The sequence below is a fragment of the Micromonospora sp. NPDC007230 genome, assembly GCF_042869115.1.
Classification (GTDB): domain Bacteria; phylum Actinomycetota; class Actinomycetes; order Mycobacteriales; family Micromonosporaceae; genus Micromonospora.
Window position 1 is genome coordinate 192,832 of the sequence record NZ_JBIAFE010000007.1, and the last position, 22,696, is coordinate 215,527.

Here is a 22,696-nt window from a genome sequence, read left to right on the forward strand (position 1 = left end):
TGACCGGGCGGCACGCAGGCGCGGCGCGGTCAGGACAGGGCGGGGCGGGAGCCGGGGAGTTCCCGGCTCTTCCGGCGGAGGTCCTTGCGGAGCTGGTCGGCGAGGGCCCGGGTGGCCCGGCGGTTGAGGTAGCCGGCCACGGCGGCACCGGTCAGGAACGGACCGAGCGTGGTCAGGTTGCGGCCGAAGCGGCGCAGCAGCCTGTCCCGCAGCTCCCGGCGGGCGGCGGTGCCCAGCACCGCGCCCACCCCGACCCCGGGCAGCATCGGATTGATCCCCCGCTGGCTGGACCAGGACTGGATCAGGGCCACGGCTCGCTGGGTGCCGCCGGTGGGCAGCGGCACCCGGTGGATCTCGTGCAGCTCGCCGACCAGCTTCAGCTCGATCGCGACCACGGCGACCGTCTCGGCGGCCAGCAGCACCGGGGCGGTGAGCAGGGTCGGGGTGACCGTCCACTCGACCGCGGCGACCCCGCCGCCGGCCGCGCCGACCCCGGCGGTGGCCCGGGCGGCGTTGCGGATCAGCCGCTCGGCCAGCTCGTCGTCGGTCAGGCCGGGGAAGTGCCGCCGGAGCGTGGCCAGGTCGCGGACCGGTACGTGCGGGGCGACCTCGGCGACCGTGTCCGTGATCCAGCGGACCGCGGCCTTCGGCTTGAACAGGTCGGCGAGGCCACGGGCACGGGCCTGGCCGACCAGTCGGGTGAGCAACTGCCGGCGCCGGGCCGGCGCGATGTCGTCCGCGGTCAGCGCGGCGACGGTCGCGCCGAGCTGCCCTTCGTCACCGCCCCCGGCCGCCGGCGCGGAGGGCTCGACCGCTCCCCCGACGGCCGGCGCGGACGGCTCGGCGGGCCGGTCGGTCGGCCCCTGGGCGCCGGTCCCGGCGGCGTCCGGTGCCCCGGCCCGCCCGCTGTGCTCACTCACCCGTCCGCCCTCCCGTCTCTGGGCGGCGTGACAGCCGCCGGTACGAGTCAAGCAGCTTCCCGCCACCGCCGCACGGCGGCTCGGACCGCGGCGGCCCCATCGAGGAGGCCGCCGCCGGTGAGACACGTCGTGATCAGGCGCACTCGCGGCAGATCAGCTCACCGTTGCGCTCGACCGCCAACTGGCTTCGGTGGTGGACCAGGAAGCAGCGGGCGCAACGGAACTCGTCCTGCTGCATCGGCAGCACCTTGACCGTGAGCTCCTCGTCGGCCAGGTCAGCGCCGGGCAGCTCGAAGCTCTCCGCCACCTCGGCCTCATCGACGTCCACGGCGCCCGACTGTGAGTCGACCCGCCGGGCCTTGAGCTCTTCGAGGCTGTCCTCGCCGAGGTCGACCTCGTCGCGACGCGGGGCGTCGTAGTCGGTGGCCATCGGTTTCACTCTCCCATATCGATATGGTCACTTCCGGGTGTAACGCCGGAGGACGCTGTTTCGGTTCCACTGGCCGGCCACCACTTTGTGTCGGTCACCCGACCCGACGACCGGTGGGCCGAGTCCGCCAGAGAAGAACACCCCAGCGAGCGCGGAACCTTACCCCCCCATTGGGCGAGGCATGTATACCGCCCTCGTGGCAGAGATGTACGCCCCTGCGCCCGAAGTTGTTCCCAATGTGACTCAGGCGACACGAAGATAGGGGTAGTACTACCCGTTCCCTCGGTGGCGCGCCGGCATGTCGGGCTGTTTCCACGCCACGGCCGGACAACCGTTAACCTCAGCGGCGTACTTGACGGCCGGCGGGGCGGACCGACCGCCGACGGCCACCACCCAATCTCTGTATCGGGGAGCGCCCAGATGAGCTTTGCACGAGTGCGCGCACTCGTTGTCGTCGGTCTGCTGGCGGTCCTCGCCCTGGTCTTCGTCATCGTCGCGATGGTCCGCGACACCCAGGGCAAGGCGGGCACCGCTGCGGGCTGCCCGAAGGGCTGGCCACTCGCGGACGTCACGCTGCGCGAGCCGAAGGACGTCAAGATCAACGTCTACAACGGAACCGACGAGGTCGGCCGGGCCGGCAGCGTCGCGGACGACTTCCGCAACCGCAAGTTCCAGGTCAAGAAGGTCGGCAACGCCCCCAAGGCCGTGGACGAAGTCGCCGTGCTGCGCTTCGGCCCGAAGGGAGTCGGCTCCGCGCACCTGCTGCGGGCCTACTTCCTCGACAACGCCGAGCAGCAGTACGACGCGAAGCGCACCGACGACACGGTCGACGTGATCCTCGGCAACGCCTTCCAGCAGCTCGCCACGACCACCGAGGTCAACCAGTCCCTCGGCGACCTCGGCTCCCCGGAGGCCCCGACCGGCACCTGCCCGACGTCGGAGAAGGACAAGTAGTCAGGGGCCGCCGGAGGCGTCCAGGGCGGCGAGCCGGGTGTGCAGCGGCTCGAAGAGCGCCGGCGGCGCGGCGATCACCAGGTCCGGTCCGGGCGGCCGCCCGGACAGGCCGGTCACCCGCAGTCCCGCCTCGCGCGCCACCAGGCCGCCCGCCGCCAGGTCCCAGGCGGCCAGCCCCTTCTCGTAGTAGGCGTCGACCCGCCCCTCGGCGGCCAGGCAGAGGTCCAGTGCCGCGGCACCCATCCGGCGGATGTCCCGGACGTGCGGGATCAGCTCGGCGACCACCCGGGCCTGGTGCGCCCGGCGGCCGGCGTCATAGCCGAACCCGGTGGCCACCAGCGCCTGCCCCAGGTCGGTCTCGGCGGAGCAGCGCAGCCGCTCCCCGTCCCGCCAGGCGCCGCCACCCGCGGTGGCCGTCCACTCCTCCCCGGTGGCGACGTTGCGCACCACCCCGGCCACCACCTCGCCCGCCACCTCGGCGGCCAGCGACACCGCGCAGTACGGCAGCCCGTACAGGTAGTTGACCGTGCCGTCGATCGGGTCGACGATCCAGCGCACCCCGCCGTCGGCGGCCGGCCCGGTCTCCCCCGCGCCGTACTCCTCGCCGAGCACCGCGTCGCCGGGGCGGAGCGTACGCAGGGCGGCCAGCACCTGCCGCTCGACGGCCCGGTCGGCGGCGGTGACCACGTCGGTGACCGTGCTCTTGGTCGCGGCGACCGACACTCCCTCGGCCCGCATCCGGTGCGCGGTGGCGGCGGCGTCCCGGGCCACCGTGATAGCGATCTCCAGCAGTTCCGGCGGAGTGGGCGCCGAGCCGATCATGTTTGTCCCCTTCCCGCACGACCGGGACCGGCCCGGTCGAGCGCGGGTATCATCCTTACAAAGTCCACATCTGCACCGAATCGGCGGTCCATACCGCCGGTACGCCGTGCGGCGCGGGATGATCGCCGCAGACGGCGTTACAATTCACCCTGCCCACGCGCCACGGACCGCCAGCGACCGGCCGGCCCGGGACACGGGGGTCCCTCAACGACTCGCCCGGCACGGCGTTCCGTGCTGCGCCGGACGACCCGGCCGTGCTCGCTCTTCGCCTCCGGAAGGTCATTCGTGACAGAACCCCGCCAGACCGGCGCCGACGTTCGCTCGCTCACCGACACCCTGATCGCCCACGCGCAGAGCGCCGGCGGCCAGCTCACGTCGGCCCAGCTCGCGCGCACCGTCGAGTCCGCTGAGGTGACCCCGGCCCAGGCCAAGAAGATCCTGCGTGCGCTCTCCGAGGCGGGAGTGACGGTGGTCGTGGACGGCTCTGCCAGCACCCGCCGCCGGGTGGCCGCCGCCCGGTCCGCCACGCCGGCTTCCCGGGCCACCACCGCCAAGACCACCAAGAAGGCCGCCGCGCCCGCCCCGAAGCAGGCACCGGCCGCCGACGAGGTCCCGACCCCCGCCCCGCGGAAGGCGACCGCGCGCAAGGCCACCGGCACCACCGCGGAGGTGGCCGCCAACGCCGCCCCGGCGAAGGCCACCAAGGCGACCCGGGCCACCAAGGCGACCGTGGCGGCGAAGACCGCCGCCGCGAAGCCGGCGAAGGCCGGGGCGAAGGGCGAGGGCCCCGAGGGCGACATCGACCCGGAGGAGTTGGCCGCCGAGATCGAGGACGTGGTGGTCGACGAGCCGGCCGAGCTGACCCAGGCCGCCGAGGCCGACGCGGCCAACTCCGCCAACGACAACGACTTCGAGTGGGACGACGAGGAGTCCGAGGCGCTCAAGCAGGCGCGTCGCGACGCCGAGCTGACCGCCTCCGCCGACTCCGTGCGGGCCTACCTGAAGCAGATCGGCAAGGTGCCACTGCTCAACGCGGAGCAGGAGGTCGAGCTCGCCAAGCGGATCGAGGCCGGCCTCTACGCCGCCGAGCGGCTGCGCGCCGCCGAGGAGGGCGAGGAGAAGCTCACCCGGGACATGCAGCGCGACCTGCTCTGGATCTCCCGGGACGGCGAGCGAGCCAAGAACCACCTGCTGGAGGCGAACCTCCGACTGGTCGTGTCGCTGGCCAAGCGCTACACGGGTCGCGGGATGGCCTTCCTCGACCTGATCCAGGAGGGCAACCTCGGCCTGATCCGCGCGGTCGAGAAGTTCGACTACACCAAGGGCTACAAGTTCTCCACCTACGCCACCTGGTGGATCCGCCAGGCCATCACCCGCGCCATGGCCGACCAGGCCCGCACCATCCGCATCCCGGTGCACATGGTCGAGGTGATCAACAAGCTCGGCCGGATCCAGCGCGAGCTGCTCCAGGACCTGGGCCGCGAGCCCACCCCGGAGGAGCTGGCCAAGGAGATGGACATCACACCGGAGAAGGTGCTGGAGATCCAGCAGTACGCCCGGGAGCCCATCTCGCTGGACCAGACCATCGGCGACGAGGGTGACAGCCAGCTCGGTGACTTCATCGAGGACTCGGAGGCCGTGGTCGCGGTCGACGCGGTCTCGTTCTCGCTGCTGCAGGACCAGCTCCAGCAGGTCCTGCAGACGCTGTCCGAGCGTGAGGCCGGCGTGGTACGCCTCCGTTTCGGCCTCACCGACGGCCAGCCGCGCACCCTGGACGAGATCGGCCAGGTGTACGGCGTGACCCGGGAGCGGATCCGGCAGATCGAATCCAAGACCATGTCCAAGTTGCGGCATCCCTCGCGTTCCCAGGTGCTCCGCGACTACCTGGACTGACCGTGCGCGTCAACCAGTCGTGTCGGTTTGATCACCAGCCGTAGAACACTCATTGGTGATCGGTCGGTTGCCTGTTTGTGATCGTTGACGTGGCACCCTTGAAGCACGGCACACTGTCTTCCGCGCCAGGTGTGACCTCGGTCCCCCGCGGGCACACAGGGAAGGCAGGGCCCGAGCTAGGTGTTGCACGATAGGTGAGCAAGGACCGAAGAGAGTGTTCATCGGTGACGACCAGAGGAGGAAGGCGATGACCCCGACCCTCACGCCGCCGCCCGAGACGGTGAGCCCCCCGGCCGCCGATGAACGGTGCGACCGCTGCAATGCTGCCGGCAAGCTCCGGATCACTCTGGCGGGTGGGAGCGAGCTGGTGTTCTGTGGGCACCACGCGAACAAGTACGCGGAGGATCTCGTGAAGATCACCGTGCGGTACGCGACGGACCCGGAATTCAGCTGGCGTGGCGCCGATCTGATGGCGAACTGAGTCCGAGGAATCCGCAACCCGACATAAGCCGGCCGGAGGCACCGAGAGGTGCCTCCGGCCGGCTTTTTCGGCCCGATGTCCGCCCATGGACCCGATGTCCCGGCTGTCGCGCTACCCACACGGCGAGACGGGCTGCCTGACCTCGGGTACGGGCTGGAGGCCCTCGCCCTGCTTGGCTGACCTTGGCTGGCCTGTCTTCGGTCCGCCGGGGGTGTGCTCAGGGCGCGCTTTCGCCGAAAGTGGGCCCTCGCGGCGCTCTGAGGGGCCACTTTCCCCGAACGTGTCGCCTCCGTGGGGTTAGAGGGTTTGGACGGTGGCGATGCGCTCTTCGAGCTGCTCGATGGTGGCCTGGGCGCTCGGCGGGCCGCCGCAGATCCGGCGCAACTCGGCGTGGATCTTGCCGTGCGGCTGCCCGGTGCGGTGGTGCTGGGCGGCCACCAGCGCGTTCAACTGCCGCCGCAGCGCGACCCGGCGCTGGGCGGCGCTCATCGGCGGCGCGGGCGCCTCGGCGGCCGGCTCAGTGGTCCGCTCGGCGGCCCTGCGCCGCTGCGCGGCCAACTGCTCGGCCTGTCGCTTGCTCAGCAGCATCGCGACCTGGTCCGCGGTGAGCAGCCCGGGGAGGCCGAGATATTCCTCCTCCTCCGGGGTGCCGGCCTGGGCGGCGGTGCCGAACGACGCGCCGTCGAAGATCACCTGGTCCAGCTCGGCGGTCGCGGAGAGCGCCGCGAACCGCTTCTCCAGCTCGCCGCTGGCCTGGTCGTCCCGCTGGGCGCGCTCCAGCAGGTCGTCGTCGAAGCCGTCGGGGTCCTTCGCCTTGCCGAGCACGTGGTCCCGCTCGGCCTCCATCTCGCTGGCCAGCCCCAGCAGGTGCGGCACGCTGGGCAGGAAGACCGAGGCGGTCTCGCCGGGCCGCCGGGCCCGGACGAACCGGCCGATGGCCTGCGCGAAGTAGAGCGGGGTGCTGGCGCTGGTCGCGTACACGCCCACGGCCAGCCGGGGGATGTCGACCCCCTCGGAGACCATCCGGACCGCGACCAGCCAGCGCTGCTCGGACGCCGCGAACGTCGCGATCCGCGCGGAGGCGCCCTGGTCGTCGGAGAGCACCACGGCGGCCTTCTCGCCGGTCAGCTGCTCGATCAGCTTCGCGTACGAGCGGGCGGTCTGCTGGTCGCTGGCGATCACCAGCCCGCCCGCGTCGGGCATGCCGGCGTTGCGCAGCACCGTCAGCCGGGCATCGGCGGCCCGCAGCACCTGCGGCATCCAGTCGCCGGCCGGGTCCAGCGCGGTACGCCAGGCCTGCGCGACGAGGTCCTGGGTCATCGGCTCGCCCAGCCGGGCGGCCAACTCCTCCCCGGCGTTGGTGCGCCACCGGGTCTCCCCGGAGTAGGCCAGGAACAGCACCGGCCGGACCACGCCGTCGCGCAGCGCGTCGGAGTAGCCGTAGACGGAGTCGGCGCGGGACCGGAGCAGGCCGTCCCCGCCCCGCTCGTAGGCGACGAACGGGATCGGGTTGTCGTCGGAGCGGAACGGCGTGCCGGTGAGCATCAGCCGGCGTACTGCGGGCTCGAAGGCCGCCTTGACGCCGTCGCCCCAGGTCCGCGAGTCGCCGGCGTGGTGGATCTCGTCCAGGATGATCAGCGTGCGCCGGGTCATGGTGCGCCGCCGGTGCACCTGCGGTGCCATGCCGACCTGGGCGTAGGTGACGACGGCGCCGTGGAAGTCGGCGGCGGAGTGCAGGTCGGCGTTGCGGAAGGCGGCGTCGAGCTGGATGCCGACCCGGGCGGCGGACTGCGCCCACTGGGTCTTCAGGTGCTCGGTCGGGGCGACCACGGTGACGGCCTCGACGGTGCCGTCGTTCAGCAGCTCGGCGGCGATCCGCAGGGCGAAGGTGGTCTTGCCGGCGCCGGGCGTGGCGACGGTGGTGAAGTCCTCGGTGCGTCGACGCAGGTACTCCACCATCGCCTTGCGTTGCCAGGCACGCAGGGGTGGGAACGTCTCGAGCGCCGGCAACCGCGGTGCCACGCGTAGCTCCTCTCCGACCGCACGACGGCGGGCCCCGGCCGAGGGCCACGGGTTCCGCCGCCCATGAAAACGCCTCCGCGCAGAACGTGCCGCGAAGGCCGACTCAGCATAACCAGCGGGGCCCTTTCTCCCCACTCGACGCCACGCTGGTCACATCCGCCCGCCCCGCGCGGCGGCGGCTCAGCCTTGCGGGCCGCGGGTGCCGGTGCGGGGCGGGCGCAGCGCGGCGACCGGGGCGGACCAGCGCCGCCGCAGCGAGACCAGCCGCAGCACGAAGACGAAGGCGGCCGCGACGATCAGCCCGGCCGTGTGCGCCTGTCCGTACGCCGACAGCAACGCCACCACGATCGACCCGGCCAGCGCGGCGAGGGCGTAGATCTCCCGGCGCAGCACCACCGGGATCTCGCCGGTGAGCAGGTCGCGCCCCAGACCGCCGCCGATCGCGGTGAGCATGCCGATCATGCAGGCGCCGACCGCCGGGACGTGCACGTCGAGGGCCTTGAGCGTGCCGGTGACGGTGAACAGCCCGAGACCGGCCGCGTCGAGCACCAGCACGGTGGTGCGCAGCCGGGCGAGCTGCGGGTGCAGCCAGAAGACGGCGGCGGCGGTGGCCGTCGCGGTGACCGCGTACCGCCAGTCGGCGAAGGCCAGGGGCGGGACCTCGTTGATGACCAGGTCCCGGAAGATCCCGCCGCCGAGGGCGGCGACGACGCCGACGAAGGCCACCCCGAAGAGATCGAGTCGTTTGGCCACGGCCGCCGAGGCCCCGGAGGCGGCGAAGACCGCAACCCCGGTGAGGTCGGCGACGAGCAGGGCGGTGGAGGTGGTCACCGGCGAAGGTTACGTGGGCGGGCGGCGGAGCCGCCCGCGGTCACTCGCCCCAGGAGTCGTAGATCTCCTTGCACTTCGGGCAGACCGGCGAACCCGGCTTGGCCGCCTTGGTGACCGGGAAGGTCTCCCCGCACAGCGCGATGACGAACGTGCCCATGACCGCGCTCTCGGCGATCTTGTCCTTGCGGACGTAGTGGAACATCTCCGGGCCGGTGTCGGCGTCCTTCACCTCGGGACGCTCGAGAACCTGTGTGCTCACTGCTACACCTCCAAATTTCCAGTTTGGCAGCTTCTCCGGGGCCGGTCCACCGCAGGTCACCGAAGAGCGGCCCGTACCGTAACGGAAGTGACCAACTTTCACATCCATTTCGGGACCGAGGTGGCCGACGCCCTGCGCGCCGGACGCCCGATCGTCGCCCTGGAGAGCACCATCGTCTCGCACGGCCTGCCCCGGCCGGGCAACCTGCTGGTGGCGCGGCAGATCGAGCAGGCCGTCCGGGACGCGGGCGCCATCCCGGCCACCATCGGCATGGTCGCCGGCGAGCTGATCGTCGGCCTGGATGACGCGCAGCTGACCCGGCTCGCCACGGTCGACGGGGTGAGCAAACTGTCCGTACGCGATCTCGCGGTGGCCGCCGCGACCGGCGCGGACGGCGCCACCACGGTGGCCGCCACCAGCGCGGTGGCCGCAGCGGCCGGGATCGGGGTGTTCGCCACCGGTGGCCTCGGCGGGGTGCACCGGGAGGCGGCCCAGACCTTCGACGAGTCCGCCGACCTGGTCACCCTGGCCCGGACGCCGATCGCGGTGGTCTGCGCCGGCGTGAAGTCGATCCTCGACGTGGGCGCCACGCTGGAGCGGCTGGAGACCCTGGGCGTGAGCGTGGTCGGCTACCGGACCCGCCGCTTCCCCGGCTTCTACCTCACCGACGCCGGCTTCGACCTGGACTGGTCGGTGGAGTCGCCGGAGCAGGTGGCCGACGTGCTCGTCGCCCGGGAACGGCAGGGCGTGCACCAGGGCGGGCTGATCGTGGCGAACCCGCTCCCGGTCGACCAGCAGCTCGACCCGGCGCTGCACGACCGTACCCTCGCCGAGGGGCTGGCCATGCTAGCCGCCCGCGAGGGGGTGACCGGCAAGGCCGTGACGCCGTTCCTGCTCGCCCATTTCCACTCGGCCACCGAGGGCGCCAGCCTGGCGGTGAACGTGCGGATCATCCTGCGCAACGCCGACCTGGCGGCACGGATCGCGGTCGCCGCGGCGGCCCGGCGTACCGAATCCCCGGCATGAGCGAGGTGGCGGCATGAGCCGGGCACCCGGCATCGTCGTCGTCGGCGACGTGATCACCGACGTGGTCGCGGTGCTCTCCGGACCCCTGGCGACCGGCTCGGACACCGCGGCCGCGATCCGGTTCAGCGGCGGCGGGCAGGCGGCCAACACCGCCGCCTGGCTGGCCGGTCAGGGTGCCGACGTCATGCTGGTGGCCGCGACCGGCGACGACGAGGCGGGCCGCGACCGGGTCGCCGAGTTGGCGCGGGTCGGGGTGACCTGCGCGGTCGAGCGCCACGAGGGTTACCCGACCGGCACCGTGATCGTGCTCGCCCACGACGGGGACCGCACCATGGTCAGCCAGCGCGGGGCGAACCTGCGGCTGACCGCCGGGCACGTCGACCGGGCCCTGGCGGCGGCGCCCGACGCCGGGCACCTGCACCTGTCCGCGTACACCCTGCTCGACGCCGGGTCGCGCGGCGCGGGACTGCGGGCACTGGCCGTCGCCCGCGAGCGCGGGATGACCACCAGCGTCGACGCGGCCTCCGCGGCGCCGCTGCGGCGCGTCGGTGCGGCGGCCTTCCTGGCCTGGGTACGCGACGTCGACCTGCTGCTGGTCAACAGGGACGAGGCGACCGTGCTGGCCGGCGGGCTGGACCCGGCGGCGCAGGGGCGGGCGCTGACCGCGGTGGCCCACCGGGTGGTGGTCAAGCGGGGCGCGGCCGGGGCGGTCTGGGTGGACCGGACCGGGCGGGTCGAGACGGCGCCCGCGCGCGGCGTGCCCGTGGTGGACGTCACCGGGGCCGGGGACGCGTTCGCCTCCGGGCTGCTCCTCGCCTGGCTGGGCGGTGCGGACCCGCGGGCGGCCCTGTCCCGGGCCGGCGACCTCGGCGCGCTCGCCGTCTCCTCGGTCGGCGCCCGCCCCACCCCCTGACGGCGGGCGGTCCGGGTGTGGGCGCCCGGACCGGTCAGGGCTCGGCGTCGATGACCTTGTGCGGACGTTCCTCGGCCGGGAGCGCCATCGGCGGTGTCTCGTGCCGGGCGTGCAGCTTGTTGGCGAGCCGGTGCTGCTCCTTCGGCGGGCGGTCGTTGGCGAGCAGCACCGCCAGCCACGGAATGAGCACCATCCCGAGGCCGCACAGCGGCAGCCAGAGCCAGAGCAGGGGTGCCTTCGCGCCGACCAGGATCGCACCGGCCACCAGGCACGCGACCCGGATGCCCATCATCAGCACGTAGCGCTTCTGCCGGCTGTTGAGCTGGTCGTCCTGGCTGCGCGCGGCGTCGGTGATCAGGATCGGCTCGTACGCCTGACGCTTCACGACGACCTCCTCAAGGGGTTACCCCTCATCCTGTCACTCGGGGCGGATGATCGGCGAAAATCGCCTGGAGCCGGGCGCGTGTTACGTGCGTGGTACGCTCGGGCCATGGCCAACCGGTTCAGCTTCACCGACGAGGCGCTGGCCAACCTGCGGGTCTACGACGTCACGCCCGGGGAAGTCTGGGAGGCCTTGCACAGCACGCGGCGGGTCATCCGGCACCTCGGGGACGACGTGATGGTGGTCTACGCGACCGACCACCGGGGGCGACGCCTCGCCGTGCTGCTGGCCGAGGCGGACGGCACCGACAACGACTGGGACATCCTCTCCGCCCGCGAACTGAGCGACGTCGAGGCCAAGCGCTACGACGAGGCGGTACGGAGATCACGCCGACGAGGAGGCGGTCACGATGCACCGTAACGAGGCGACCAAGCGGTTCCACGACGGCGGCGACGCCCTCGCCGACCTGATCGACGAGACACAGCCGGCGGAGCTGCCCACCCCCGACACCGACGTGCCGATGGTCAGCCGCTCGGTACGCCTTCCGCTGGAGACGTACGAACGGGTCCGCACGGCCGCCGAGGCGCGCGGCATCGGCGTGACCACGCTGATGCGGCAGTGGATCGAGGCCGGCCTGGCCGACCTGGACGAGTCGGCGACGGTCTCCCTGGCCGACGTCCGGCGGGCGCTCGCCGCGCTCTCCCGCCCGACCGCCGCCTGACCGCCGTCCGACCCGGCTGACCACGGCCCCGACGCGGCCGGTGCGGCCGGCCGTCAGATCGGCGGCGCGGGCTCCGGCGGCCGGCCCCGCGTCAGCTCTTCGCCGCCTTCGCCTCGGCCTTCATCCGCTGCTTGTACTCCCGGACCCGGCGCAGCGACTCGGGATCGGTCACGTCGGCCACCGACCGGTACGCCTCCGCGTCGCCGTAGCCGCCGGCGGCCTCCCGCCAGCCGTCCGGGGTGATGCCGAACCGCTTACCGAGCAGGGCCACGAAGATCTGCGCCTTCTGCTTGCCGAAGCCGGGCAGCTCGCCGACCCGGCGCAGCAACTCCCGGCCGTCGGTCACGTCGGACCAGAGCCGGGCCGGGTCGCCGTCGTACCGGTCGACCAGAACCTGGCACACCTCCTGGACCCGGGCCGCCATGGCCTTGGGGAACCGGTGCAGGGCCGGCGGCTGGGCGAAGAGGGCGACCAGGGCCTCCGGGGCGTACCCGGCCAGCTCCCGGGCGTCCGGCTCGTGGCCCAGCCGCTGCGCGAGGACGTACGGGGAGGAGAACGCCTTCTCCATCGGCACCTGCTGGTCGAGCACCATGCCGAGGAGCAGCGCGAGCGGGCTGCGGGCCAGCAGTTCGTTGGCCTGCGGGTCGATGGGCAGGGAGAGCGTCATGCCTCCATCCTGCCGGTCGGGTCGCCGCTCGCCGAGCCGACTCCCCGCGCCACGCGACGCGGCCCGGTGGACAGGGGTGAGGTCCACCGGGCCGCGCGTGGGGCGGGTCGTCAGTTGACGACGAAGAGCAGCCGGTTCGGCGAGCCGGTGCCGGGGTTGGTCACCTTGCTGGCGGTGGAGTTGGTGGTCAGGTAGCTGGTCACCTGCGCCGGGGTGTACGACGGGTTGGCGCTGAGCACGAGCGCCGCCGCGCCGGCCACGTGCGGCGTGGCCATCGAGGTGCCGCTGATCGTGTTGGTGGCCGTGTCGCTGGTGCTCCAGTCCGAGGTGATCGACGAGCCGGGCGCGAAGATGTCCAGGCAGGAGCCGTAGTTGGAGTACGAGGCGCGGGCGTCGGTGCTGGTGGTGGCGCCGACGGTGATCGCCGAGGCGACCCGGGCGGGCGAGTAGCTGCAGGCGTTGGCGCTGGAGTTGCCGGCCGCGATGGCGTACGTGACGCCGGAGGCGATCGAGTTGGCCACCGCGTTGTCGAGGCTGGTGCTGGCGCCGCCGCCGAGGCTCATGTTGGCCACGGCCGGCTTGACCGCGTTCGCGGTCACCCAGTTGACGCCGCTCACCACGCCGGTGGTGGTGCCGCTGCCGGCGCAGTTGAGCACCTTCACCGCGACCAGGCGGACGCCCTTGGCGACGCCGTACGTGTTGCCGCCGACCGTGCCGGCGACGTGCGTGCCGTGGCCGTTGCAGTCGGTGTTGTTGGTGTCCACCGTGTTGGTGCCCCAGCTCGCCCGGCCGCCGAAGTCGCTGTGCGTGATCCGGATGCCGGTGTCGATGATGTATGCCCGCACGTTGGTGGCCGTGTTCGGGTAGGTGTAGGTGCCGTTCAGCGGCAGGTTGCGCTGGTCGATCCGGTCCAGCCCCCACGTCGCGCCGGTCTGGGTGCCCTGGGTGGTCACCACCCGGTCCTGCTCGACGTACGCCACGGCCGGGTCGGCGGCGAGCCGGCGGGCCTGCGCGGCGCTCATCGTCGCGCTGTAGCCGGTCAGCGCGGCGCTCCAGACCGTGCCGACGTTGCCCCCGTAGCGCTTCGCCAGGGCGGCGGCGCGGTCCGGGACCGCGGAGCGGGCGGCGACGCTGTTGGCGGCGCCGACCGCGTCGCCCTTGAGCACCACCAGGTAGCTGCCGCTGATGGCGTCCGGGGCGCCGGCATAGCGAACGTCGCCGGTCGGCGCGGCGAGGGCGGGGGTGGAGGCGGCGGCGGCGAGGGCCGCGGCGGCGGCCGTGACGGCGAGCGCGCGCAGCGCGCGGCGCCGAGGAACGGACACGTCGGACATCGTCTGGCTCCCTACCGGGCGCCCGCGCTCGTGACCCGGGCACCCATCGAAGATGTTGGGGGAGATCGTAGCCAGGCATCGACAACCATGAAAGAGATAACCTCCAATCAATTCGTCGCGCGGTATGGATCTCGTGGGTGCCGGGCGATCGGCACCGCCGGGGAGGCAGGATGGCGACGTGGACCGTCATGACATGCTGCTCTCCCCCGCGGGCGTCGACGCGCTGCGCACCGCGCTGACCCGGGCGCGTTTCACCGCCAACGGCATCGCCGACCGGCTCGGCCCGCAGGCCACCGGCGGGGTGGCCCGCAACGACTTCCGGGCGGCGCTGCGCGCCACCGAGGACCAGGACCCGCTCGCCACCCTGATCCGGGTCTTCATCTGCGACCAGACCGAGCCGGAGCCGGCGGTGGCCGCCGCGCTCGCCCCGCTGGCCGTCGAGGAGGCCGTCGCCGGCGGGATCGTCGAGCGGCACGGCGACGGCCTGCGCGCCGGCGTCGACCTGGAGCCGTACGGGGACGAGTGGTGGGTGCTCGCCGACGTGCCGGCCAGCGCCCGGCCCGGCAAGCCGCTGCACGCCGAGCACGTGCTCGGCATCGGCGGGGCCACCCAGACGCTGATCGGCGCGACCGTCCGCCGCCCGGTGGAGACCGCGCTGGACCTGGGCACCGGCTCCGGCGTCCAGGCCCTGCACCTGTCCACCCACGCCCGACAGGTCACCGCCACCGACGTCGCGCCGCGGGCGCTGCGCTTCGCCGCCACCACTGCCGCCCTCAACGGGCAGGACTGGGAGCTGCTCCAGGGCGACCTGGTGGCCCCGGTGGCCGGGCGCCGGTTCGACCTGGTGGTCAGCAACCCGCCGTTCGTGGTCGGGCCCGGCACCACCACCCACGTCTACCGGGACTCCGGGCGGGTCGGCGACGCGATCGGCGCCGAGCTGGCCGCCGCCGCCCCGCACCTGCTCACCGAGGGCGGAACGATGCAGTACCTGGCCAACTGGGTGCACGTCACCGGCGAGGAGTGGGACGAGCGGGTGGCCGGCTGGTTCGCCGGCACCGGGCTGGACGCCTGGGTGATCCAGCGGGAGGTGGCCGACCCGATGGCGTACGTCAACCTGTGGCTCACCGACGTCGGGGAGGCCGCCGACCCGCACCGGATGGCGGCCTGGCTGGACTGGTTCGACGCGCACAAGGTGGAGGCGATCGGCTTCGGCATCGTCTCGCTGCGCCGGGCGGGCCACGACCAGCCGATCGTCCGGGTGGAGGACCTGCGCCAGCGGGTGGAGCCGCCGATGGGCGACCGGATCGCCGAGTGGTTCGACCGCCAGGACTGGCTGCGGACCCGCGACACCGACGGGCTGCTGGCCGCCCGCTACCGGGCCGCCGAGGGGCTCCAGCTGCGGCAGGAGGCGACCATGGGCGACGAGGGCTGGGCGGTGGACCGGCAGGTCCTCGCCATGCCGCACGGGCTGCGGTGGTCCGAGGAGATCGATCCGCTGGTGCTCGCCCTGGTCGGCGGCGCGGACGGCAAGCTGCCGCTGCGGGACCAGCTCGCCCTGCTCGCCGCCGCGCACGACGTCACCCCGGACGAGCTGGCCGAGGCGGCCGGCCCGATCGTGGCGCACCTGGTCGAACGCGGCATCATCGAGCCGGTGATGGCCTGATGCGGGCGGTGGTGCAGACGGTCAGCCGGGCCGGCGTGACCGTCGACGGCGAGGTGGTCGGCGAGATCGCCGACGGTCTGCTGGTGCTGCTCGGGGTCACCCACACCGACACCCGACAGGTGGCGGCCACCATGGCCCGCAAAATCCACGAGCTGCGCATTCTGGACGACGAGCGCAGCGCCGCGGACACCGGTGCACCCATCCTCGTGGTCAGCCAGTTCACCCTCTACGGGGACGCCCGCAAGGGCCGCCGGCCGACCTGGACGGCGGCCGCCCCCGCCGAGCAGGCCGAACCCCTGGTGACCGCGGTCGTGGAGGAGTTGCGCGCCCGGGGCGCCAAGGTCGAGACCGGCCGCTTCCGCGCCCACATGCTGGTCGAGAGCGTCAACGTAGGCCCCCGCACCATCCTCCTGGACCTCTAGCCCCGCCCTCGCCCAGTTGATCATGAGGTTAGCGGCACCCACGGAGATCAAACCGGCGGCTAACCTCATGATCGACACGAAAGAAGTGGTCAGGAGAAGAGGCCGCGGCGGCGGAGGGACTGGCGGAGCCAGGTGTCGAGCTGGGCGGTCCAGTCGGTGCGGTCGACCGTGGCGTGCTCGACGGTGAAGCGGCCGAAGGCGTCCCGGCCCTCGGTGAACAGGCCGCCCCGCTTGTCGAGCTCCAGCACCACCTGCACCTGGTGCGGATCCGTCACGAAGGTGACCTCCAACTGGTTGATCGCGTGCGCGTACTGCGGCGCCGGGTGAAACTCGATCTCCTGATAGAACGGCAGGCGCTGGTGCACGCCGTAGAGGTGCCCGCGCTCGACGTCCGCCCGGGCGAACCGGAAGCCCAGCCGCAGCAGCGCCTCCAACAACCGCTCCTGGGCCGGTAGCGGGTGCACCGCCACCGGGTCCAGGTCACCCTTGTCCACCGCCCGGGCCACCTCCAGCTCGGTACGCAGCCCCATCGTCATGCCGTGCAGGTGCTGGCCGTACAGGTCGGTCAGCGGGGTCTCCCAGGGCACCTCGAAGCGGAACGGCACCTCGTACCGCTGCCCCGGGTCCAGGCGGAACGCGCCGGTCACCTGCCGGCGGCCGAACTCCTGGGTGGTGTCGTACTCGTTGTCGCCGCTCTCCACCTCGACCCGGGTGACCAGGCCGAGCGCCACGTAGGTGACGTCCACCGGGTGGTCCCCGCCGACCACCTGGATCCGGCCCTCCAGCTGCCCGCCGGGGCGGCAGTTCGGGTTGGCCAGCACCGTCTCCACCGACGGACCGCCCACGCCCATCGCCTGCATGAGCCGCTTGAAGACCACCGTGTCCTCCGATCGCCTGCGCTGCCGGGCCTCGGTGGCCGGCCGCTGGCACGGTAACCGGGTCGGACAACCGACACCGGACGTTCCGCACGGATTGCTGTCGGTTCCCCGATCGCCTCACTCCCGTTTCACGCCCCGACCGCCAAGCTGTTTCGTACCGGCACCGCCGCGGCCCGCGGCACGGAACCGGTACGGCACGAAGGACACGGGGAGAGACAGAGATGGCCCAGCAGATGATCGAGCACCAGACCCGCCCGGCTGCCACCATCGACGCCGAGCACGGCACCGACACGCTGACCGACCTGGACGCCACCGACGAGCGCGGCGTCTCCACGGACCTGGTCCGGGCGTACCTGAACGGCATCGGCCGCACCAAGCTGCTCACCGCCGCGCAGGAGGTCGAGCTCAGCAAGCGCATCGAGGCCGGCCTGTTCGCCGAGGAGAAGCTGGCCACCTGCACCCCGGTCTCCGCCGAGCTGCGCGCCGACCTGGCGCTGATCGTGGCCGAGGGCCGGGCCGCCAAGGACCACCTCCTGGAGGCGAACCTGCGGCTGGTGGTGAGCATCGCCAAGCGCTACACCGGTCGCGGCATGGCCTTCCTCGACCTGATCCAGGAAGGCAACCTCGGCCTGATCCGCGCGGTCGAGAAGTTCGACTACACCAAGGGCTACAAGTTCTCCACCTACGCCACCTGGTGGATCCGCCAGGCCATCACCCGCGCCATGGCCGACCAGGCCCGCACCATCCGCATCCCGGTGCACATGGTCGAGCAGGTCAACCGGATGGTCCGGGTGCGCCGCGAGCTGTCGGTCACGCTGGGCCGGGAGCCCACCGTCGCAGAGGTGGCGCAGGCGCTGGAGATCCCCGAGTACCAGGTGATCGAGCTGATCTCGTACGACCGGGAGCCGGTGAGCCTGGACCAGGCGGTCGGCGACGACGGCGAGAGCGCGCTCGGTGACTTCGTCGCCGCGGTGGACCCGCGCGAGGAGCCGGGCGACGCCGCCGCCAACGGCGAGCTGCGCAACGAGGTACGGATCGTGCTGGCCACCCTCTCGCAGCGGGAGCAGGCGGTGATCCGGCTCCGGTTCGGCCTGGACGACGGCCGGCAGCGCACCCTCGACGAGGTGGGCCGCGAGTTCGGCCTGTCCCGGGAGCGGATCCGGCAGATCGAGAAGGTCACCCTGCTGAAGCTGCGCGCGCCGGAGCGGGCCAACCGCCTGGAGGCGTACGCCTGCTGAGCAGGCCCGCCCCAGCGGAGGCCCCGGCGGTTCGCCGGGGCCTCCGCTGCCTGTCCCGGTCGTTCGCCGGGGTGCTTGCCCCGGCCCTTCCCTACAAGCGGCGCGGGCCGGTGTCCGGACGGGGCGCCTCGAGACCGGTGCGGACGGTGGCGTGCAGCACAGAGATGCCGTCCGGGCGGGCCAGCACCGGGTTGAGGGTCAGCGAGCGCACCCGGGGCTGCTCGTCGGCGAGCCGCCCGACCCGCACCAGCAGGTCGACCAGGGCCGCCCGATCCACCGGCACGCCACCCCGGTGCCCGCGCAGCAGCGGCGCCGCCCGGGGCTCGTCGACCAGCTCGGCGGCGTCCCGGTCGGTCAGCGGCACCGCGCGCCAGGCCCGGTCGCCGAGCAGCTCGGTCGCCACGCCGCCCAGCCCGAAGCCGACCACCGGGCCGAACGCCGGGTCCTCCACCAGCTCCACCACACAGGCCACGCCGGGCGGAACCATCGGCTGCACCAGGACGTCCAGGCCGAAGGCGGGGGCCAGCTCGGCGTACGCGCGGCGCAACGCGGCCGGCTCGGCCAGGTCGAGACGGACCGCGCCGAGGTCCAGGCGGTGCCGCAGCCCGGGGGCGGCGGCCTTGAGGGCGACCGGGTAGCCGAGACGCTCGGCGGCGGCCAACGCCTCTTCGGCCGAGCGCGCCGGCACCGACTCCACCAGGTCGATCCCGTACGCCCCGAGCAGCGCCGCCGGATCCGCGCCGTCGACCCGCAGCGCGGCCTGCCCGGCCGCCCGGTCCACCCGGCTCAGCTCGGGCAGCACCCCGGGCGGGCGGCGCAGCCAGTCGGCGTACGTGGTGACCCGGGCGAGGGCCCGGACCGCCTCCTCCACGCTCGGGTAGGCCGGCACCCCGGCGGGCACCCGGCCGGCGAGGAAGGTCGCCACCACCGGCTTGCCGACGGTCGCCGCATCGGGCAGGGCGGCGGTGAAGTCGGCCTCCGGGTCGGTGAGCTGGCCGGGCAGCGGCGGCGCGAAGACGGCCACCACGGCGTCCACCCGCTCGTCGGCGGCGGAGGCGGCGAGCGCGGCGGCGTACTCGGCGGCACCGGCCCGGGGGCCGACGTCGTGCGGGTAGCCGTCGGCCACGGCGAGGCCCTGGGCGGCGCACGCGGTGGCGGCCAACCCGGTCAGCGCCGACGAGTTGCCCACCACGGCGACCCGGCGGCCGGCCGGCAACGGCTGGTGGGCCAGGAGCACGCCGACGTCGAGCAGCTCGGCGACGGTGTCCACCCGGATCACCCCGGACTGGGCGAAGAGCGCGCTGACCGCCGCGGCGTCCAACGCCGGCCCGTCACCGAGGCCCGGCGGGCGGGCCAGCGAGGCGAGCGCCACGATCGGCTTGCTCCGGCCGATCCGCCTGGCCAGCCGGGCGAACTTGCGCGGGTTGCCGAAGGTCTCCAGGTAGAGCGTGATGACGTCGGTGTCGGGGTCGTCCTGCCAGTACTGGAGCAGGTCGTTGCCGGAGACGTCGGCGCGGTTGCCGGCGGAGACGAAGCTGGACAGGCCGAGCCCGCGCCGGGACGCCTCGGCGAGCAGGGCCACCCCGAACGCGCCGGACTGGCTGAAGACGCCGACCCGGCCAGGGGCCGGCAGCACCGGGGCGAGCGTGGCGTTGAGCCGTACCGCCGGGTCGGTGTTGGCGACGCCGAGGCAGTTCGGGCCGATCACCCGCATGCCGGCCAGGTGCGCGGCGCGGACCAGTGCGCGCTGGGCGGCCGCCCCCGCCGGCCCGGCCTCGGCGAAGCCGGCCGAGATCACCACGAGGCCGTGCGCGCCGGCCCGCGCGGCGTCGGCGACCACCTCGGTCACCGCCTCCGGGGCCACCGCCACCACCGCGAGGTCGACGTCGAGCCCGGCGTCGGCCGCCGACGGGTACGCGGGCAGCCCGGCCACGGTCGCCGCCGTCGGGTGCACCGGGACGACCGCGCCGGTGAACCCGCCGTCGCGCAGGTGCCCGAGCAAGGCCGCGCCGACGCCCTGCCCGGTGGTGCTCGCGCCGTAGACGGCGATGCCGCGCGGGGCGAGCAGCCGGGCGATCGAGCGGGCCTCGGTCCGGTGCTCCCGGCCGCGCTGCACCTCCAGGGTCGCCTCGGTGGGGGCGATCGGGAAGCTCAGATGCACCACGCCGTCGGCGTACTGGCGCTGGACCTGGTAGCCGAAGTCGGAGAAGACCCGCAGCATCGCCCCGTTGGCCGGGAGCACCTCGGCGACGAAGTGCACGATGCCGAACCGGCGGGCCGTATCGGCCAGGTGCTCCAGCAGCACCGACCCGATCCCCCGGCCCTGGTACTCGTCCTCCACCACGAAGGCCACCTCGGCCTCCGGCGACCCGGGGCCGAGCCGCTCGTACCGGCCGACCGCGACGATCCGGTCGCCGGCCAGCACCACGAACGCCTCCCGGTCGCGGTGGTCGACGTTGACGAAGCGTTGCAGGTCCCGCTCCGGGATGCGCGGGTACGGCGAGAAGTAGCGCAGGTAGCGGGTGCGCTCGGAGAAGCGGCCGTGCATCGCCACGATCCCCAGCCCGTCGTCGGGCCGAATCTGTCGCAGCTGGACGGTCGCGCCGTCGCTGAGCAGCACGTCCACCGGTTGCTCGACTGTGGTCACCGGTCGGTCCTCCCCTACCGCCGGTCAGTCGCGCGGATCGTGCGGATCGAGCCCGAACAGCGGGAAGACCGACCGGCGACTGGCCGCGATGGCCCGGTCCACCGCGTTCGGCTCGCCGTTCGGCTGCCACGGCTGATACGCCGGGTCGACGTCGTCGGTCATCCGCAGCGGCACCTCGCGCCCGGGCCGCCGCTTCGCCGCCAACTCCCGCCAGGCGGGCGGGGTGAGCCTGGCCGGGTCGAGGGGCTCCCCGGTGGCCACGGCCAGCAGGTGCGTCCACGCCCGGGGCACCACCTCGACCAGCGCGTACCCGCCGCCGCCGGTGGCCACCCAGCGGCCGTCGCACAGCTCGTCGGCGAGCGCCCGCAGCGCCAGGTAGGTGGCCCGCTGCCCGTCCACGGACAGGCGCAGGTCGGCCAGCGGATCGAGCCGGTGGCCGTCGGCCCCGCACTGGGTGACCAGGAGCTGGGGCCGGAACGCCCGCAGCACCGAGGGCACGATGGCGTGGAAGGCGCGCTGCCAGCCGGCGTCGCTGACGCCCGGCGGCAGCGGCACGTTGACCGCGGTCCCCTCCGCGCCCGGCCCGCCGGTCTCGTCGGGGAACCCGGTGCCCGGGAAGAGCGCCAGCGGGGTCTCGTGCAGGCTGACCGTGAGCACCCGCGGGTCTTGGTAGAAGATCTCCTGCACGCCGTCGCCGTGGTGCACGTCGACGTCCACGTACGCGATCCGCTCCGCGCCCAGGTCGAGCAGGCGGGCGATGGCCACGGCGGGGTCGTTGTAGACGCAGAACCCGGCGGCCCGGTCCGGCATGGCGTGGTGCAGCCCGCCGGCCACGTTGACCGCCCGGCGGGCCTCCCCGCGCCAGACCGCCTCGGCGGCGGCCACGCTCGCCCCGGCGACCAGCGCGCTCGACTCGTGCATGCCGTCGAAGACGGGATTGTCCGAGGTGCCCAGCCCGAAACCGGCGAAGAGCGGATCGTGCGGGGCGGCCCGCACCGCGTCCAGGTAACGGGGGTCGTGCACCCGGCTCAGCAGCTCGTCGTCGGCCGGTTCCGGCTTGACCAGCCGCACCCCGGGCCGGTCCAGCACGCCGAGTTCGCGGGCCAGCGCGATGGTCAACTCCACCCGGACCGGGTCGAGCGGATGGTCACCCATGTCGTAGGCGAGCAGGGCCTCGTCCCACACCACCACCGTGTCGTCGGCCATGGGCTCATCGTCGCACGGGCGCCCGACCCCGCCCACCGCACGGACCGCTAGCGGCCGGACGGCCCACCGGTGGCCACCGGACGGTCCGGGTCGGCCACCCAGTTGCTCCACGAGCCGACGTACAGGGCGGCGTCCGGCCGACCGGCGAGGTGCAGCGCCAGCACCGCCTGCGCGGCGGTCACCCCGGAGCCGCAGTACGCCCCGACCGGTGCACCCCCGGCAACCCCGGCGGCGGCGAACCGCTCGCGCAGCGCCTCGGCGGCGGGGAACCGGCCGTCGGTGACGTACTCCGGGGCGGGCAGGTTCACCGCGCCCGGCACGTGCCCGGCGACCGGGTCGATCGGCTCGGTCTCGCCCCGGTAGCGCGGGGCGGCCCGCACGTCCAGCAGCACCCCGGCGTCCGCGGCGGCCAGCCGGGCCGCCTCCCCAGCGTCGAGCACGGGCAGCGCGCCCGGCGCGACGGTGACGTCGCCCGGAGCCGGCGCGGGCGCCTCGGTGGAGACGGGCAGCCCGGCGGCGACCCAGGCGGGGAAGCCGCCGTGCAGCACCCGCACCGCCCGGTGGCCGGCCCAACGCAGCGTCCACCAGGCCCGGGCGGCGGACATGCCGTCGCCGCCGTCGTACACCACGACGGGGTGACCGGCGCGGACCCCGGCGGCCCGCAGCGCAGCCTGGAGCGCGGCGGGGTCGGGCAGCGGGTGCCGGCCGGCGGCACCCGGTCGGCCGCACAGCTCGGTGTCCAGGTCGATGAAGACGCCGCCCGGCAGGTGGCCGGCGGCGTAGTCGTCCCGGCCGGGCGGCCCGACGAGCCGCCACCGGACGTCGAGCAGGGTGGGCGGGTCGGCGCGGTCGAGCTCGGCGGCGAGCCGGTCGGGCTCGATCAGCAGGTCATCGGTTCCGGACATGCGGTCCAGTCAACACCATCCGGGCATCGACCCCACGGTTCGGCGTCGGCCGATCGTCGCAGCTCCGGGGTAACATCGATCACCG

23 protein-coding genes are annotated in these 22,696 nt (G+C 73.7%); 10 read left to right on the forward strand and 13 right to left on the reverse strand.

Features of this window, described 5'->3' with window-relative positions:
* Positions 1 to 29: 29 nt before the first annotated feature.
* Together ACFYML_RS12785 and ACFYML_RS12790 are read right to left on the reverse strand one after the other, a co-directional pair.
* A complete protein-coding gene (locus ACFYML_RS12785) occupies positions 30 to 920 on the reverse strand; it encodes a hypothetical protein (protein WP_387420715.1) in 891 nt (296 codons plus the stop codon).
* A gap of 133 nt (positions 921 to 1,053) precedes the next feature.
* Entirely contained in the window at positions 1,054 to 1,350 is a 297-nt protein-coding gene (locus tag ACFYML_RS12790; protein WP_073835372.1) for a DUF4193 domain-containing protein, read from the reverse strand.
* A 435-nt stretch (positions 1,351 to 1,785) separates the two neighbouring features.
* On the opposite strand from ACFYML_RS12790, the gene ACFYML_RS12795 reads away from it, so the two are divergent.
* Positions 1,786 to 2,304 (forward strand): LytR C-terminal domain-containing protein, encoded by a 519-nt coding sequence (locus ACFYML_RS12795; RefSeq protein WP_387420815.1) that lies wholly within the window; start codon positions 1,786 to 1,788, stop codon positions 2,302 to 2,304.
* On the opposite strand, the gene ACFYML_RS12800 is transcribed toward ACFYML_RS12795, so the two are convergent.
* Positions 2,305 to 3,126, reverse strand: coding sequence for an inositol monophosphatase family protein (locus tag ACFYML_RS12800; RefSeq protein WP_387420716.1), 822 nt, complete (start codon positions 3,124 to 3,126; stop codon positions 2,305 to 2,307).
* A 285-nt stretch (positions 3,127 to 3,411) separates the two neighbouring features.
* Between ACFYML_RS12800 and ACFYML_RS12805 the strand changes: the two genes are divergently transcribed.
* Together ACFYML_RS12805 and ACFYML_RS12810 are read left to right on the forward strand one after the other, a co-directional pair.
* Complete coding sequence (locus ACFYML_RS12805) at positions 3,412 to 5,019, forward strand: RNA polymerase sigma factor (protein ID WP_387420717.1); 1,608 nt, start codon at positions 3,412 to 3,414, stop codon at positions 5,017 to 5,019.
* A gap of 247 nt (positions 5,020 to 5,266) precedes the next feature.
* The gene (locus ACFYML_RS12810; protein WP_073835435.1) at positions 5,267 to 5,500 is read left to right on the forward strand and encodes a hypothetical protein; all 234 of its coding nucleotides are present in this window, start codon (positions 5,267 to 5,269) and stop codon (positions 5,498 to 5,500) included.
* A 297-nt stretch (positions 5,501 to 5,797) separates the two neighbouring features.
* Here ACFYML_RS12810 and ACFYML_RS12815 read toward each other — a convergent pair whose 3' ends face one another.
* The 3 genes from ACFYML_RS12815 to ACFYML_RS12825 all read right to left on the reverse strand — a co-directional run bounded on the left by ACFYML_RS12815 (position 5,798) and on the right by ACFYML_RS12825 (position 8,612).
* Positions 5,798 to 7,522: a DEAD/DEAH box helicase gene (locus ACFYML_RS12815; protein WP_387420718.1), complete on the reverse strand. Its 1,725-nt coding sequence runs from the start codon at positions 7,520 to 7,522 to the stop codon at positions 5,798 to 5,800.
* 180 nt (positions 7,523 to 7,702) lie between these two features.
* Positions 7,703 to 8,353: a trimeric intracellular cation channel family protein gene (locus ACFYML_RS12820; protein WP_387420719.1), complete on the reverse strand. Its 651-nt coding sequence runs from the start codon at positions 8,351 to 8,353 to the stop codon at positions 7,703 to 7,705.
* 40 nt (positions 8,354 to 8,393) lie between these two features.
* The gene (locus tag ACFYML_RS12825; RefSeq protein ID WP_357433360.1) at positions 8,394 to 8,612 is read right to left on the reverse strand and encodes a DUF3039 domain-containing protein; all 219 of its coding nucleotides are present in this window, start codon (positions 8,610 to 8,612) and stop codon (positions 8,394 to 8,396) included.
* An 87-nt stretch (positions 8,613 to 8,699) separates the two neighbouring features.
* Between ACFYML_RS12825 and ACFYML_RS12830 the strand changes: the two genes are divergently transcribed.
* Both ACFYML_RS12830 and ACFYML_RS12835 read left to right on the forward strand, forming a co-directional pair.
* On the forward strand, positions 8,700 to 9,638 hold the full coding sequence (locus tag ACFYML_RS12830; protein ID WP_387420720.1) for a pseudouridine-5'-phosphate glycosidase: 939 nt from the start codon (positions 8,700 to 8,702) through the stop codon (positions 9,636 to 9,638).
* Between the two features lie 13 nt (positions 9,639 to 9,651).
* Positions 9,652 to 10,551: a carbohydrate kinase family protein gene (locus ACFYML_RS12835; protein ID WP_387420721.1), complete on the forward strand. Its 900-nt coding sequence runs from the start codon at positions 9,652 to 9,654 to the stop codon at positions 10,549 to 10,551.
* 34 nt (positions 10,552 to 10,585) lie between these two features.
* Here the strand turns inward: ACFYML_RS12835 and ACFYML_RS12840 are convergent, their stop codons facing one another.
* Positions 10,586 to 10,936: a DUF3099 domain-containing protein gene (locus ACFYML_RS12840; RefSeq protein ID WP_357433366.1), complete on the reverse strand. Its 351-nt coding sequence runs from the start codon at positions 10,934 to 10,936 to the stop codon at positions 10,586 to 10,588.
* A 105-nt stretch (positions 10,937 to 11,041) separates the two neighbouring features.
* On the opposite strand from ACFYML_RS12840, the gene ACFYML_RS12845 reads away from it, so the two are divergent.
* Both ACFYML_RS12845 and ACFYML_RS12850 read left to right on the forward strand, forming a co-directional pair.
* Positions 11,042 to 11,353: a hypothetical protein gene (locus ACFYML_RS12845; protein WP_357433368.1), complete on the forward strand. Its 312-nt coding sequence runs from the start codon at positions 11,042 to 11,044 to the stop codon at positions 11,351 to 11,353.
* A complete protein-coding gene (locus tag ACFYML_RS12850) occupies positions 11,343 to 11,654 on the forward strand; it encodes a hypothetical protein (RefSeq protein ID WP_387420722.1) in 312 nt (103 codons plus the stop codon). Before ACFYML_RS12845 ends, ACFYML_RS12850 begins: the two co-directional genes overlap by 11 nt.
* 91 nt (positions 11,655 to 11,745) lie before the next feature.
* Here the strand turns inward: ACFYML_RS12850 and ACFYML_RS12855 are convergent, their stop codons facing one another.
* Both ACFYML_RS12855 and ACFYML_RS12860 read right to left on the reverse strand, forming a co-directional pair.
* Positions 11,746 to 12,321: an HhH-GPD-type base excision DNA repair protein gene (locus ACFYML_RS12855; protein ID WP_357433372.1), complete on the reverse strand. Its 576-nt coding sequence runs from the start codon at positions 12,319 to 12,321 to the stop codon at positions 11,746 to 11,748.
* Positions 12,322 to 12,431: 110 nt separating this feature from the next.
* A complete protein-coding gene (locus ACFYML_RS12860; RefSeq protein WP_387420723.1) occupies positions 12,432 to 13,652 on the reverse strand; it encodes a S8 family peptidase in 1,221 nt (406 codons plus the stop codon).
* Between the two features lie 178 nt (positions 13,653 to 13,830).
* Here ACFYML_RS12860 and ACFYML_RS12865 point away from each other — a divergent pair, with 178 nt between their 5' ends.
* Both ACFYML_RS12865 and dtd read left to right on the forward strand, forming a co-directional pair.
* Complete coding sequence (locus tag ACFYML_RS12865; RefSeq protein ID WP_387420724.1) at positions 13,831 to 15,315, forward strand: methyltransferase; 1,485 nt, start codon at positions 13,831 to 13,833, stop codon at positions 15,313 to 15,315.
* The gene (dtd, locus tag ACFYML_RS12870) at positions 15,315 to 15,737 is read left to right on the forward strand and encodes a D-aminoacyl-tRNA deacylase (RefSeq protein ID WP_357433378.1); all 423 of its coding nucleotides are present in this window, start codon (positions 15,315 to 15,317) and stop codon (positions 15,735 to 15,737) included. The genes ACFYML_RS12865 and dtd overlap by 1 nt, the downstream gene beginning before the upstream one ends.
* A gap of 89 nt (positions 15,738 to 15,826) precedes the next feature.
* On the opposite strand, the gene ACFYML_RS12875 is transcribed toward dtd, so the two are convergent.
* Positions 15,827 to 16,615: a sporulation protein gene (locus ACFYML_RS12875; protein WP_387420725.1), complete on the reverse strand. Its 789-nt coding sequence runs from the start codon at positions 16,613 to 16,615 to the stop codon at positions 15,827 to 15,829.
* A 221-nt stretch (positions 16,616 to 16,836) separates the two neighbouring features.
* Here ACFYML_RS12875 and sigB point away from each other — a divergent pair, with 221 nt between their 5' ends.
* On the forward strand, positions 16,837 to 17,853 hold the full coding sequence (gene sigB / locus ACFYML_RS12880; RefSeq protein ID WP_387420726.1) for an RNA polymerase sigma factor SigB: 1,017 nt from the start codon (positions 16,837 to 16,839) through the stop codon (positions 17,851 to 17,853).
* Between the two features lie 91 nt (positions 17,854 to 17,944).
* Here sigB and ACFYML_RS12885 read toward each other — a convergent pair whose 3' ends face one another.
* From ACFYML_RS12885 to ACFYML_RS12895, 3 genes are read right to left on the reverse strand one after another with little or no spacing between them, the layout of a single operon-like run.
* Complete coding sequence (locus tag ACFYML_RS12885) at positions 17,945 to 20,500, reverse strand: GNAT family N-acetyltransferase (protein ID WP_387420727.1); 2,556 nt, start codon at positions 20,498 to 20,500, stop codon at positions 17,945 to 17,947.
* 24 nt (positions 20,501 to 20,524) lie between these two features.
* Positions 20,525 to 21,706, reverse strand: a complete 1,182-nt coding sequence (locus ACFYML_RS12890) for an acetoin utilization protein AcuC (protein ID WP_387420728.1) — start codon at positions 21,704 to 21,706, stop codon at positions 20,525 to 20,527.
* Between the two features lie 47 nt (positions 21,707 to 21,753).
* A complete protein-coding gene (locus tag ACFYML_RS12895) occupies positions 21,754 to 22,611 on the reverse strand; it encodes a sulfurtransferase (protein WP_387420729.1) in 858 nt (285 codons plus the stop codon).
* Positions 22,612 to 22,696 lie beyond the last annotated feature (85 nt).

Coding starts and splice junctions, on each gene's coding strand:
- ACFYML_RS12790 (WP_073835372.1), bottom strand. CDS start 1,350: ATGGCCACCGACTACGACGCCCCGCGTCGCGACGAGGTCGACCTCGGC.
- ACFYML_RS12890 (WP_387420728.1), bottom strand. CDS start 21,706: ATGGCCGACGACACGGTGGTGGTGTGGGACGAGGCCCTGCTCGCCTAC.
- sigB (WP_387420726.1), top strand. CDS start 16,837: ATGGCCCAGCAGATGATCGAGCACCAGACCCGCCCGGCTGCCACCATC.
- ACFYML_RS12800 (WP_387420716.1), bottom strand. CDS start 3,126: ATGATCGGCTCGGCGCCCACTCCGCCGGAACTGCTGGAGATCGCTATC.
- ACFYML_RS12895 (WP_387420729.1), bottom strand. CDS start 22,611: ATGTCCGGAACCGATGACCTGCTGATCGAGCCCGACCGGCTCGCCGCC.
- ACFYML_RS12835 (WP_387420721.1), top strand. CDS start 9,652: ATGAGCCGGGCACCCGGCATCGTCGTCGTCGGCGACGTGATCACCGAC.
- ACFYML_RS12810 (WP_073835435.1), top strand. CDS start 5,267: ATGACCCCGACCCTCACGCCGCCGCCCGAGACGGTGAGCCCCCCGGCC.
- ACFYML_RS12845 (WP_357433368.1), top strand. CDS start 11,042: ATGGCCAACCGGTTCAGCTTCACCGACGAGGCGCTGGCCAACCTGCGG.
- ACFYML_RS12860 (WP_387420723.1), bottom strand. CDS start 13,652: ATGTCCGACGTGTCCGTTCCTCGGCGCCGCGCGCTGCGCGCGCTCGCC.
- ACFYML_RS12855 (WP_357433372.1), bottom strand. CDS start 12,321: ATGACGCTCTCCCTGCCCATCGACCCGCAGGCCAACGAACTGCTGGCC.
- ACFYML_RS12850 (WP_387420722.1), top strand. CDS start 11,343: ATGCACCGTAACGAGGCGACCAAGCGGTTCCACGACGGCGGCGACGCC.
- dtd (WP_357433378.1), top strand. CDS start 15,315: ATGCGGGCGGTGGTGCAGACGGTCAGCCGGGCCGGCGTGACCGTCGAC.